Here is a 13,727-nt window from a genome sequence, read left to right as displayed (position 1 = left end):
GCTGCCCGGCAGGACGTCCTCGACAGTAAACCGGCTCTTCCGGTTCGGGTGTGCCGGTGCTGGGTGTTGCCGGCCGGGTGGGTTGGGTGCTGGTGGGTGGGTGGTGTGCCCGGGCGCCTTGGCCGCGGGGCAGAATGTCCGAGTTCGGCACAAAGGCCGTCGATGACCACTGGGACCGTTTCTGAAACCGCATGATTCCAACGTTCTGCCCACCGCTGTCGGCGACGTCGGCGTCGTTTGTGCCGATCCTGGACACTTTGGGCCGCCACGCACGGGAACGAGCGCCAACGGAGAGCCGCCGCGGGCGGGCACGCCGCCCGTGCGCCGAGGTCACCGCGCATTCCAACACCACACCCCGCGGGGAGATGGTTAGCGTCCGCCCGGGATGTGCTGCAATGGAGCGGTGGACCGCACCGACGCCGCCCCTCCGCCCGACGCCGCAGCCGCCCCAGAGCGGAGCAGCACGCCGTCGCAGGCGGACTGGTCGCAGGCCACCGCCGGCCCCGGCCTGCCGCCGGTGCCCGCCTGGTTGGACGAGCCCACCGGCGAGCGCGCCCTGGCCTGGGCGGCGGCGCGCACGGATGAGACCATGTCCGCCTTCACCGACGACGTGGACTACCTGCGCCTGACCCGGGACCTGCAGGAGATTCTGGAGGCTCCCGACCGGCTCCCCGCGGTCACCGAGGCGGCGGGCATGGTCTACAACTTCTGGACCGATGCCGCCCACCCACGCGGAGTGTGGCGACGCACCACCTGGGCGTCGTACGCGGCCGGCGCCCCCTCCCGCCCACCGCGCCCCGACGACGCCTCCGCCACCGAGTGGGAGGTGCTGCTCGACCTGGACGCCGAGCGCCGTCGGCGCGGCCGCGACCTGGCCTGGGCGGGGGCGCAGGTGCTACAGACCGGCCCGCTGGCCGGACGCCGCGCCCTGGTGAGCCTGTCCGACGGCGGGACGGACGCCACCACCACCCAGGAGTTCGACCTGGAGGAGCGGCGCTTCCTAACCACCGCCGAGGGCGGCTTCAACAAGGCCCTGTCCAAGGGGACCCTGACCTGGGGCGCAGATGGCAACACCTGCCTGCTCGCCGCCGACTTCGGCGCCGGATCACTGTCACCGGCGGGCATGCCCCGGCAGGCGCTCCGGCTGCGCCGCGGACAGGCGGCCCAGGATGCGGAGGTACTGATCACCGCGGACCCTCATGCCGTCGTCGCCCGGGCCAGTTGCGACGCCTGGGGCCGCACCTGGCTGATGCGCATGGATGCCCTGGGCGGCACGCGCGTGTGGTGGCTGCCCGACGACGCCGTCGTGCCCGGCGGCGAGGCGGAGGCACGGCGGGCGCTCGCGGCCGACGAGGAGATCGTGCCGACGGACGCGGTCCTGCTTGAAGCCCCGCCGTCGGCTTCCGTCGGGGTGGGGCGCGACTGGGTGACGATCCAGCTGCGCGAGCCCTGGGAGGTGGCGGGGCGCCGCTATGAGGCGGGCATGCTGCTGGCGGCGCCGCTGGAGGAGTGGCTGCACGGGAGACGAGACGGCCTGGAGGTGCTGTTCGCCCCGACGCCGTCCTCCTTCATCTCCGCCGCCGCCTGGACCGCGAATCACCTGGTGCTCACGGTGCTGGACGACGTCGCCGGCCGGCTGGAGGTGTGCACCCCGCCGTCGCAGCAGGCCCGGGGCATGGGCGGGCGCGAGTGGGGCCACCACTGGATCGACCTGACCGGGGCCGCCTACCGCCCGGACGAACGGGACGGCGTCGCACAGCCGGTCTCTGCCGGAGACGGCGCAGGACGGGGCCTCACGGCCGCCGTCCGGGATCACACCGAGCTGCGGCCGGGTCGGCCACTGCTGGAGGTGACCGCGCAGGCGGTGCGGCAGCGGGACACCGACTACCTGTTCATCTCCGCCTCGGGCTGGACCACCCCGCCCACGCTGACCCTCGCGCGCCTGACCGACGCGGGCGAGGTGACCGGCATGTCGGTGCTGCGGCAGGCGCCGGCCCGCTTCGACGCCCGCGGGGTGCGGGTGAGCCAGCATGTGGCGGTCAGTGCGGACGGCACGCGCGTCCCCTACTTCCAGATCGGTCGGCCACACACCGGTGCGAATGCAGGCACCGGCGACGGCGGTACGGCGTCGGTTCCGGCTGCGAGCGCGCCTGCGACGGGGTCCCCGGCGCGGGAGCCGTCGCCCGGCCCAACCCTGCTGTACGGCTATGGCGCCTTCGGCACCAGCCAGATCCCCTGCTACCAGCCGCTTACCGGCAAGGCCTGGCTGGAACGGGGCGGCACCTACGTGGTGGCGTGCACCCGTGGCGGCGGCGAGTACGGGCCGGGTTGGCACCGGGCCGGCACCGGCCGGGAACGGCACCGGGTGGTGGAGGACTTCGCTGCGGTGGCGCGCTCGCTGATCGACCGCGGGGTGACCTCGGCAGGGCAGCTGGTGGTACACGGCGCCAGCGCGGGTGGGCTGCTGGTCGGTGAGATGCTCACCTGCCACCCCGAGTTGATTGGCGGGGCAATTGCGGAGGCGCCACTGCTGGACCTGGAGCGGTACACGCGCCTGCTGGCCGGCGCCATGTGGCGCTCCGAGTTCGGGGACCCGGACGATCCCGACGATTGGAAGACCATGCGACCCCTGTCCCCCTTCCACGCCCTGGTGCCGGGGCGGGAGTATCCGCCGCTGCTGCTGCTCACCTCCACCGCCGACGACCGCGTGCACCCGGCGCACGCCCGCGCCATGGCCTACCGCATGCGGGAACTGGGCCTTGAGGTCGGCTACGTGGAGCAGACCGAGGGCGGGCACGCAGGCACGGCGATCTCCGCCCAGCGGGCCGCCACGACCGCCCTCATCCACGCCTTCGCCCGGCGGGCCGCCTCCGGCGCGGACGTGTTCGGGCACGCGGCGCCGTAGTCGGGCCCAGGAGCCACGTCCGCAGCCCCCGCCCTTATTGCCGATCCGGGCGGAAGCGGCCCCCTGCGCCCTGCCGCACGCGCCCGTGCCCCGCCTACTGTCGCGGTATACGCGGCGGCGGCAACGAAGTCGCCGCGAGCAACCGATCGCAGCCGGCCGCAACTGCGCCGCACAAACACTTTCGGAGGTCACCGTGTCCGAGGAAGCCGTGAACTCAGGCCCCGCTCCCACCCACAAGCTCGCCGTCATCGGCTACGGCACCCAGGGCGTCTACCACACCCGCAACCTGCGGGCACTGGACGACGTCGCCATCGACGTCGTCGGCATCTACGACACCGACCCGCGCGCCAACCAGGACGCCGAGGCCGACGGCCTGCACGTGTACGCCTCCGCCGCCGACCTCCTGGCCGACGCGGACGTGGACATCGTCTTCATCTGCACCCCCAACGACTCCCACCGCGACTACGCCATTGCCGCCCTGCATGCAGGCAAGCACGTGCTGTGTGAGAAGCCCGCCATGATGAACTCCGCCGAGATGCGTGAGGTCGCCGCCGTCGCCCATGAGGCCGGCAAGCTGTTCATGGTGCACCAGAACCGCCGCTGGGACCCCGACTTCAACGTCATCAAGAAGATCTACGACGAGCAGCTCATCGGCGCCCCCACCTACCTGGAGCAGCGCATCCACGGCTCGCGCGGCATCCCCGGCGACTGGCGGCAGCTGCCGGAGCACGGCGGCGGCATGATCCTGGACTGGGGCGTGCACACCGTGGACCGCCTGCTGACCATGGTGGACTCCCCCGTGGTAGACGTCCACGGAGAGCTGTCCTTCGCGCTCGGCCACGAGGTGGACGACGGCTTCCGCGCGCACCTGACCTTCGCCAACGGCTTCCGGGCGATGGTGGACGTGTCCACCACCTCCTTCCTGCCGGAGGCCAAGTTCTGGATGCAGTCCGCCGAGGGCACCGTGGTCATCGAGGACTGGGAGATGAACGGCCGCATGGTGCGCCGCACCGGCGCCGAGGAGGACGACGCCACCCCCGTGCAGGCGGGCGTCGGCCTGACCAAGACGATGGCTCCGCGCATCCTCGACTACAAGGCCCTGGCGAGCACTACCCCGCCGGTGGAGGTGCTGCCGCTGCCCGAGGTGGACGTGGACGTCATGGACTTCTACCGCAATGCCCGCGACGTGGTCGACGGCGTCGCCGAGCCGGTGATCACCAACGAGTCGGTGATCCGCTGCCTGACGGTCCTGGAGGCCATCGTGGAGTCCTCCCGCACACACGAGGTGATCCACCCCGAGCAGGCCTGACCGGCTTTCCCGCCGCACTCCCGTGAGCACCCTCGCCCCGGCCGGCGCCGCGAGCGACTCTCCTCCCGGCGACGGCGTCGCCCCCGCCTGGCTCTACGAGGCCGGCGGGACGCGGGCGACGGCCTGGGCGGAAGCCCATAACCGGCAAACCCGCCTGGAGTACAGCTCCTCCCCCGACTTCGTAGGCCTGTCCGCCGACCTGAAGTCGGTGCTGGACTGCCCGGACCGGATTCCCGCCGTCGCCGACCGGGCCGGCATGCTCTACAACTTCTGGACCGACGCCGATCATCCCCGGGGCCTCTGGCGCCGCACCAGTTGGGACTCCTATGCCGCCGGCGCCCCTTCCCGCGCCGACCGCGCCCCAACCCCCGCCCAGTGGGAGGTCCTACTGGACCTGGACGCCCTGAATGCGCCCGGTGCCCGGCCCCCAGAAATCGGGTACACCGGCGACGCCGACTTGGTGTGGGGCGGGGCGCAGGTGCTCACCACCGGCCCGTGCGCCGGCCGCCGCGCCCTGGTCACGCTGTCTCCGGGCGGCGGCGACGCGAGCCTCACCCTGGAGTACGACCTGGAGGCACGACGCTTCATCGCACCTGCCGACGGGGGCTTCCACCGTCCGGCGTCGAAGGGAACGATGACCTGGGGTGACGACGCGGGCGAGTCCGTCATCGTCTCCGCCGACTTCGGGCCCGGGACGGTGTCGCGGGCCGGCTACCCCCGGCAGGTGCGGCGCCTGCGGCGCGGGCAGGCACCCGACCAGGCGGAGGTGCTGGTGACCGCGGGAGGCGACGCCGTCGCCGCCTTCGCCACCCGCGACCCGTGGGGGCGGACCTGGCTGACCACCATGCCCAGCTTCCAACAAACACGCATCTGGCTGCTGCCCGACGAGGCCGGCTGCCCGGCAGGCACCGGGCCCGCCCGCGCCGCGCTGGACGGAAGGGCGCGCGTCGGCACGGTAACCACTGCTGACGGCGATGTCGTCCCGGCGGACGCGATCCGGCTTGAGGTCCCGGAGGACAGCCTTGCCGGCGTCGGCCGGGATTGGCTGACCATCGAGCTGCGCAGTCCCTGGGAGGCGGGCGGTGTCACGCATCCGGCCGGCACCCTGCTGGGCGCCGGCCTGGCGGGCTTCCTGGACGGGCACCGGAAGGCGGAGGTCCTGTTCGCGCCCTCCGCCTCATCCACGCTGCTGTCGGCCGCCTGGACCGCGGGCCACCTGGTGCTCACGGTGCTCGACGACGTCGCCCACCGCCTGGAGGTGTGCACGCCGCCCGGGCGTGGCGACGGGGTCTCCGGCACGGGGGCAGCGGCGGGCGGTTGGGGGCACCACTGGATCGACCTGACCGGCGCCGCCGACCTGCCGACGACCCACACCACCGACGGCACCGAACTGCGTCCGGGACGGGCGCTGCTGTCGGTGTCCGCCACGCCGTTGCGCCCGGCGGACACCGACTACCTGTGGATCTCGGCGTCCGGTTGGACCACGCCCTCGACGCTCGCCGTCGCCCGGTTGACGGCGTCGGGGGAGCTCACCGGAATGACGGTGGTGCGGCAGGCGCCCGCCCGGTTCGACGCGCGCGGCGTACGGGTGAGTCAACATGTGGCCACCAGCGCGGACGGCACCCGGGTGCCCTACTTCCAGATCGGCCGGCCGACGGCGTCGTCGGCGCCGGTGCTGGTGCACGCCTACGGGGCGTTCGGGAAGTCGCTCACGCCGGGGTACGAGCCCGTCACCGGGAAGGCGTGGTTGGAGCGGGGCGGCACCTATGTGGTGGTCAACGCGCGCGGCGGCGGCGAGTACGGGCCGGGATGGCACCTGGCGGGCACCGCCGCGGGCCGACACCGGGTGGTTGAGGACCTGGTGGCGGTGCTGGATGCGCTGGTGGAGCGCGGGATCGCCGCCCCGGAGGACATCTGCCTGTACGGCTCCTCGGCCGGGGGCCTGCTCGCGGGAGAGGTACTGACCCGGCATCCCGAACGTATCGGGGCGGCCGTACTGGAGGTGCCACTGACTGACTTGCGCCGGTACACCCAGCTGTCGGCCGGGGCGGCGTGGGCGGCGGAGTTCGGTGATCCGGATGACCCGGAGCAGTGGGCGTGGATGCGGGAGTACTCGCCACTGCACCTTCTACGGGCGGGGCGACGGTATCCGCCGGTGCTGCTGGTGACCTCGGCCGCAGACGACCGCGTGCATCCGGCGCATGCCCGCGCCATGGCCTTTCGCCTGGAGCAGCTGGGACAGGCAGTCACATACTTCGAGAGCGCCGCAGGCGGGCACGGTGGCGGTGCCACGCCCGCGCAGCGGGCCTTCGTGAGTGCCCTGGTACACGCCTTCGCCCACCGCCACACCCGCCGAGGTCGGTAGAACTTACGTACCGAAGTCGGTAGAACTTACGTACCGAGGTCGGTAGATCTTACGTACCGAGGTCGGTAGAACTTACGTACCGAGGTCGGTAGAACTTACGTGCCAAGGTCGGTTGCGCTCTCCGGACTCTTCGTGTTTGGGGGGTGCGGCTGGTGGCGTGCTCTGGTCGGCCCGAGGACGGCCTCTCCCGCACCCGCGCGCAGCCTGCCACACCCGAACGTGGCCTGCGGCGCCCGTGGACGGCCTCCGCATTGTTGTTCCGAGCGGCCGTACCCTCAAGCGCGAAGCACAGTCGGCCGAGGGTCGGGGACGCCACCACGCCCCGCACCGTCACGGCCTACAGATGCGAACCCGGAGTCGGGCGTCTGCCGACGCAGACAACCGGAGGACGCTGCCTCGCATACGACTTTCCGTCACACGTACGCGTTCTAGAGTTATTCGATGTCCTGGCACGGGGAAACCTCCAAAACGCGTACGTGAAAAGCCAACACGTACGGTGAAGGGCGCGGCCGGGACGCGCTCACAAACTCAGGACTCGGCCGGGATGGTGGCGCGCTCACGACGCATGGGCAGGCGGAAGGCCATGAACAGCGCCAGGCCCATGGAAACGGTCGGCATCCAGAAGGCTCGGCCGAACGCCCCCGCGGCCTGGGCGAGGCCGTCCGCCAACTCCGTCCCGCTCAGCTCGCCGGCCACCGCCGCCGCGCCCGCATCCGTCCCCGCCAGGAACAGCGCTAGCAGCACGGACACGATCGCGATGCCGACGGCGCCGAAAACCTGCTGCCCGATGTTGAACAGCGTGGTGGCGTTGCCGACCTCCTCGCGGTCGACCGCCTGCAGGGCCGCCGTCGACACCGGCATCATGGTGCCGCCGATCCCCAAGCCCTGCACCGAAAGCACGACCCCCAGCCACCACAGACTCGTGTCCGCTCCAACCTGAGTCAACGCAAGCACGGAGGCGAACATGGCCGCCATACCGAAGGGCACCACCCGCCCAGCGGGCAGCCGGTCCACAAGGTTGGAGGCGATGGGCATCGAGATGAGTGCCCCTAGACCAGTAGGGGCGATGAAGAAACCGGCCGCCATGGCGCCCAGACCACGCACCTGCTGGAAGTAGGCGGGCAGAAGCAGTAGGTCCGCGGTGAATCCCGCCTGGAAGAAGATCGCCAGGACAATGGCATTGCGATATCCGCCAAGGCGCAGGACGGTCAGATCCAGCAGCGGATGCTCGGCGCGCAGGCTCCGGCGCACGAATGCAGCCACCATCACCAGGCCCAGCACCAGCGGCACCCATACCACCGGTGCAGTGACGGCCGCGCCGCCGCCCGCATTCGACACGCCCCACAGGGTCAGGGCCAGGCCGGGGGACATCAGCACCACGCCCGGGACATCCAGGCGGACGGTGCCGCGCTCGTCGTCGCGCGGGAGCAGGACCAGCCCAAGCCCGGCGGCCGCCGCCCCGAAGGGCAGGTTGATGAGGAACACCCACTGCCAAGAGGCCGCCTCCACCAGCCAGCCTCCCAGGATCGGCCCCATCACGGGTGCGATCAACATGGGGATGCCCATCAGGCTCATCATGCGGCCGAGGTTGTTCGGGCCGGCGGCGCGAGCGACCAGCGTGGTGCCCACGGGCATGATGCAGCCGCCGCACAGGCCCTGCACCACCCGCATGACGATCAGGAAGGCGAGGCTCGGGGAGAGGGCGCACAGCACGGAGGCGATTGTGAACAGGGTGATCGAGCCGATGTACATCCACCGGGCGCCGATGCGCTTCAGGCCCCAGTCGGTCAGCGGGATGATTGCCGCCACCGCGAGCGCGTAGCCGGTCACGGTCCAGGCCACCGTCGAGTATGCGGGCAGGACGCCGTCGGGCGCGGCGAAGTGGCGTTGCAGTGCGGGGATGGCGACGTTGATGATGGTGCCGTCCAGGACGGACATGAATGAGCCGATCATGACGACGGCGGCGACCCGGTAAGGACTGGGCATGGTCTTGCCGGGGGCGACTGGGGATTGTGCGGACACGGGTACTGCTTTCTTCACGGCGGGCTTTGAGGTCCGAGCTGCGCACTGCACGAAGCCGCCCGGGTGGGAGGGGTGGTGCGCGTTGAGGGGCGGTACGCCGGGCGGGCCGGGCAGGCGCACCGTCCCGGCGGTCAATGCCCGTCGGCTCCGGCCGGGCGGCGCTGCGAGCTCAGGCGCCCATAGACGGCGGAGGTGGGGCTGTGCACGGAGTCGGCGTCGGTGATCTCGCGGACCGGTCGGGCCGGAGTGCCGAAGGCGAGCCAGCCTGCGGGCACGTCGTGGGTGACCAGGCTGCCGGCACCGACGACGGCGTCGTGTCCGATGGTGACGCCCGGCATGACGGTGACATTGGCGCCGAGCCAGACGCGGTCCTCAATGACGACGGGGTCGCCGTACTCGGCGCCGCCGCTGTGCCCGTCGGGGTAGGTCAGGTGCCGGCGCTCGGAGGCGATCAGGGGGTGGGTGCCGGCGACGATGGTGACGCCGGGGCCGAGCTGAACGTCGTCGCCGATGGTCACGGGCACGTCGTCGAGCAGGGTGAGGTTGAAGTTGGCGAAGAAGCGCGCGCCGATGGTCGTGTGGAAACCGCAGTTGACGTACAGCGGACCGCGCACGTACGCCTCCGGGCCGAGGCCGGCGAAGAGCTGCGGCAGGATTTCGGCGCGGGCGGGGTCCAGCTCGTCCAGCGCGTTGTAGCGGCGGCACAGGTCGTGGGCGCGGGCCTTGAGCGTGCGGTAGGGAGGCCAGGCGGCGTCGAACAGCAGGCCGGCGCGGGCGCGGGCGTCCTGATCGTCCATGTGGCACCTCCTTGTCCTGTACCTGACGGCAAACCGCACATTACCGGGCCTTTCATCCGATTCTCGTCGACTTGAGAACGGCTTTCGCCCGCTCGGGGCAAAAGCCCGGGGCCGCGACATTGTCCGTCATCGGGGCGGATTCATACGGTGGCTTCAGTCGGCCCGCAGCGCCGTGGCGCGCTGCGCCGCGGGCGGTACTCCCGCTGAGCGGGCGCTGCACGCATCAACCAGCACCGGATTGGAGCCACCGCGGGCTCCCATCCGGGCCCACAAAGGACGTGGACAACATGAGCAACCTGGACCAGGAGAACGCATCCCCCAACATCGACCGCCGCTTCGACGCCATCGTCATCGGCTCCGGCCCCGCCGGCTCGACGGCGGTGCGCGAGCTGACCGCCGCCGGCATGGACGTGCTCCTGCTCGAGGCCGGCCGCGAGCTGACCGAGGAGGACTTCACACCGCCGGTGTACGGCAAGCCCAAGCCGATGGGCATGGACATTATGACCCGCGCCAAGCGCATGCTCGGCAGCCGCCAGTTCAACCAGGCCCGCCGTTCCTTCTATTCCGACTCCTCCTCCCGGTTCCTGGTCGACGACGTGTCCAACCCCTACACCTACCCCCTAGACGCCCCCTACCTGTGGGTGCGCTCCCGGCTGCTGGGCGGGCGCATGCACGCCTACGGCCGGGTGCTCCAGCGCATGAGCGACGTCGATTTCAAGGCCGCCAGCCTCGACGGCGTCGGCATCGACTGGCCCTTCGAGTACGCGGACCTGGCCCCCTACTACGACCGGGTGGAGGAGCTGGTCGGCGTTTACGGCGACGCCGACCCCGGGGTGGAGCACCCTCCCGCCGGCAGGTATGTGGGCCCCGGACACCTCAATGACATGGAGCAGGAGTTCAAGCAGGTTGTTGAATCCCGGTGGCCCGACCGCCATGTGATCTCCTGGCGCTTCCAGGCCCCCTTCCTGGACCGCGTCCCCCCGGGCATCCGCGAGGCCCGCAAGACCGGCCGCCTGACCATCCGCACCGGCGCGGTCGTCTCCCGCATCACCACCAATGCCCGCACCGGCCTGGCCACCGGCGCTGTTTTCATCGATGCCCGCACCAGGCGCGAGCACCGGGTGACCGGCGATGTGGTCATGCTGTGCGCCTCGGCGATCGAGTCGGTGCGGCTGCTGCTGAACTCCGGGTCCAGCCGCCACCCGGGCGGGCTGGCGAACTCCAACGGGCTGGTGGGGCGCTACCTCATGGAGCAGTCCATGACGCTGGGCTTCGGCGACGACGCCCGTCGCCCCGGCTACTTCGGTCCCTCCTCACAGTGCGAGGAGGATCCCTTCTACGGCAACTCCGGCGGCTTCCTGATCCCCCGCTACCAGAACCTGCACGGCCAGACCGAGGCCTACAAGCGCGGCTACTCCTTCCAGGGGCTGGCCGGGCGGGTGCCGGTGCCGGAGGACTCCCCCGCCATGTTCGGCTTCGGCGCCGGCGGCGAGATGCTGCCCCAGTACGGCAACCATGTGACCCTCTCGCGGCGAGTGAAGGACAAGTGGGGCATTCCCGCGGCGCACATCGTGTGCCGCCCGGACGACAACGACCGCACCATGGTCGCCGCCGCGGTTCGGGACGTCACCGAGATGATGCAGGCCGGCGGCTACCGGACCAACTTCGTGGCCTCGACCTTCGGGGTGCACTCCAAGCAGGTGTGGCCGGACTTCAACCCCGCCCAGCGCGCCATGTTCCGGGTCGGGATCCGTATGAGTCTGATGATGGGGGTCTCCATCCATGAGGCGGGCGGGGCCCGCATGGGCCACGACCCGGCCACCAGCGTGCTGAACGGCGTCGCCCAGGCCTGGGACGTTCCCAACCTGTTCGTCACGGACGCCGCCTCCTTCCCCACCGGCTCCACGGAGGGGCCGGCGCTGACGATCATGGCGGTCACCGCCCGCGCCTGCGACTACATCGCTCGCGCGCACGCGGCCGGGGAGCTGTCCCGCCCCACCCAGGACGTGACGCTTTAGCCCTGCGCAAACGGCGTGCACCGGGCGGGCTTCCGATCCGACGTGTCGCGGCGACACGACCCGTTCCCGGGCCGCCCGGGGTTCGACGACGCACCTGGCGCCGGGGCCGCCCGAGACCCGCGCCGCGCCCGGTCCCGGACCGCCCTGGGCCCGCGCCACCCCCATTTCCGGGGCCGTCCCGGGGCCGACGCCGCACCGCCTCGCACCGGAGTATCGGCCACGGCCCCAGGGTGACCCGGGTCCCCCGAAATGCCCGGTGCGGGCAGAAGCGCACGGCCGCGCAAGCACCCCGACACGATGCTGTTTTTCGTTGAAATTCCAAGCCCCACAACACCTGATCATGGAGCCGGTGGCGCGGGTCACCGCGATCAGGGCGCATTTGTGCGCCACCGGCGTTGATAGCGTGATGCCACCAGCCACCGAGCAGGTAACCGGCTCGGATGGCCCGAATGCCCGGGCGATCCGATTGGGTCAGCTCGGCGGTACAAACAACACCGATTCAACTCTTCTAAAGGAGCAACACATGTTCTTCAGCGCCATCGACGCCAACACCGCTCGCGCCATCGCCGAGGCCGTCAACGACCGCCTCACCGAGAAGACCACCGACGAGCAGCAGTGACCACTCACCCCTGACCGGCCGACGCGCCGCGTCAGTAGCGATCACGAGCAATCACGCCCCCTGCACGTGCAGGACGAGGCCAACGCATTCGGGCCGGAGACAGCGAGGTCTCCGGCCTTTGTTGCACCCGCCGCAGGCGCCGTCGGCCCGTATCCCTGCTACGGCCCCCGCGGACGTACGCCCGGACACCGCGGGTTATCGGTGTGAGTGTGTGGGGTTTGGGCGCATGGTCCTCCTGCTTGCGCGTGGCGGTCCGGGTGGGTCGTCTCGCGGTGGTTCGTCTCTTACGACGACGGTTCGTGCCTTCCGGTTGACGGTTCGTCATCTCCGGTGACGGTTCGTGTGTTCGGGTCGACGATTCGTCAGGAACTGCGACGGTTCGTGTGTCTACCCCGCGAACCGTCGCAACAAGTGGCGAACCGTTGGTGCCAAGTGATGAACCGTCGTCGAAACCCACGAACCGTCAACCGAAGCACACCAGCCGTCCACCAGCCGTCCACCGGCCGGGGCTGCCTGAGCATCCCTTGCCGGCCACCGCGCCATGCCAGGAACCACACCCGGAAGACGGCCAGTCCTCCATCTACCCGGCCAAACGGGGCCGTCAAGGCCGCGATGAGACTCATCCCCCGGCCCCGCCCACCCGCTACCATGACTGAATGATCAGGGAGGATCTGCAGGACAAAACCGGGTTCTCGGCGGCGGAGAGCGCCGTGGCCGACCACCTGCTCCAGCTCGGTGCCGCCATCCGCGGACTATCGGCCCGGGCCATCGCCCGGCAGGTGCACACCGCCCCCTCCACCGTGGTCCGTCTGTGCCAGCGCCTCGGCTTCGAGGGCTACCCGGACTTCCGAGACGCCTACCTGGATGAACTGCGCTACCTGTCCAGCGCCTTCACCGATATCGACGCCAACCACCCCTTCACCGCGGCCGACGACGACGCGTCCCTCGCCGGGAAGCTCACCGTCCTCTACCACGAGACGATCGACGACACCGCCGGGCTGCTGGACCCGGCCGTCCTCACTGCGGCGGCCGCGCGCATTGCCGCCGCCCGCACCGTCCACGTCTTCTCCCAGGGCGTGCAGGCCGACGTCGCCGCCGACTTCGCCGACAAGATGAGTCGCATCGGCCGGCAGGTGACCGTCCACCCCCTGGCGGACCGCGGCTTCTACACCGCCTCGACGCTGGCTAAGGAGGACCTGGCGCTGGCCATCTCCTACTCGGGCGAGACCGCGGGCACTCTGCGGGCCGTCGCCATGGCCACCCGTCGCGGCGCCGCACTCATCGCCATCACCTCCTACGGCCGCAGCCGCCTGGCGGATCTGGCCGACCTGGTGCTGCACGTGTCCACCCGCGAGCGCCTGGTGGAGAAGCTCGGCGGCTACGCCATGTCCCTGTCCACGCTGTTCCTCCTCGACTCCCTGTACTCGGCGGTCTTCAACCTGGATCACGACGCGAATCTGCGTCACCGCACTGCGCTCGTCCACGGTTATGAGTTCCGGCGCGGCTCTACCAACCCGGTGCTGCGCGACCGCTGGAGCCGCCGGGACGACGACGCCGGAACCCTCTGACCCGACGACGGCGTCCCCCGCTGCTCCTCGCCGTCGTCACCTCCCACCCCGCCGTCGCCGCCTCCCCTGACCCGCCGACGCCGTTACGGCCCCGTCGGCTCCCCGTCCCACGGCCGCAACACTG

7 protein-coding genes are annotated in these 13,727 nt (G+C 71.1%); 5 read left to right on the top strand and 2 right to left on the bottom strand.

Going from position 1 to position 13,727, the window contains the following annotated elements; translation table 11 throughout:
• Positions 1-403 precede the first annotated feature (403 nt).
• From E4J16_RS02190 to E4J16_RS02180, 3 genes are all read left to right on the top strand, one after another.
• A complete protein-coding gene (locus tag E4J16_RS02190; RefSeq protein ID WP_240038227.1) occupies positions 404-2,905 on the top strand; it encodes a prolyl oligopeptidase family serine peptidase in 2,502 nt (833 codons plus the stop codon).
• Positions 2,906-3,113: 208 nt separating this feature from the next.
• Positions 3,114-4,214 (top strand): Gfo/Idh/MocA family oxidoreductase, encoded by a 1,101-nt coding sequence (locus tag E4J16_RS02185; RefSeq protein ID WP_136194140.1) that lies wholly within the window; start codon positions 3,114-3,116, stop codon positions 4,212-4,214.
• Positions 4,215-4,236: 22 nt separating this feature from the next.
• Positions 4,237-6,579, top strand: a complete 2,343-nt coding sequence (locus E4J16_RS02180) for a prolyl oligopeptidase family serine peptidase (RefSeq protein ID WP_136194141.1) — start codon at positions 4,237-4,239, stop codon at positions 6,577-6,579.
• A 528-nt stretch (positions 6,580-7,107) separates the two neighbouring features.
• On the opposite strand, the gene E4J16_RS02175 is transcribed toward E4J16_RS02180, so the two are convergent.
• Positions 7,108-8,601, bottom strand: coding sequence for a DHA2 family efflux MFS transporter permease subunit (locus E4J16_RS02175; protein ID WP_136313128.1), 1,494 nt, complete (start codon positions 8,599-8,601; stop codon positions 7,108-7,110).
• Between the two features lie 131 nt (positions 8,602-8,732).
• Positions 8,733-9,398, bottom strand: coding sequence for a sugar O-acetyltransferase (locus tag E4J16_RS15915; protein ID WP_136313127.1), 666 nt, complete (start codon positions 9,396-9,398; stop codon positions 8,733-8,735).
• 287 nt (positions 9,399-9,685) lie between these two features.
• On the opposite strand from E4J16_RS15915, the gene E4J16_RS02165 reads away from it, so the two are divergent.
• The gene (locus E4J16_RS02165; protein WP_136313126.1) at positions 9,686-11,416 is read left to right on the top strand and encodes a GMC oxidoreductase; all 1,731 of its coding nucleotides are present in this window, start codon (positions 9,686-9,688) and stop codon (positions 11,414-11,416) included.
• Between the two features lie 1,275 nt (positions 11,417-12,691).
• Entirely contained in the window at positions 12,692-13,603 is a 912-nt protein-coding gene (locus E4J16_RS02160) for a MurR/RpiR family transcriptional regulator (RefSeq protein WP_136313125.1), read from the top strand.
• Positions 13,604-13,727 lie beyond the last annotated feature (124 nt).

This window comes from Actinomyces procaprae (assembly GCF_004798665.1).
Lineage (GTDB): Bacteria > Actinomycetota > Actinomycetes > Actinomycetales > Actinomycetaceae > Actinomyces > Actinomyces procaprae.
The sequence above is the reverse complement of the archived record's forward strand: the minus strand, read 5'-3'. Positions and strand labels throughout refer to the sequence as shown.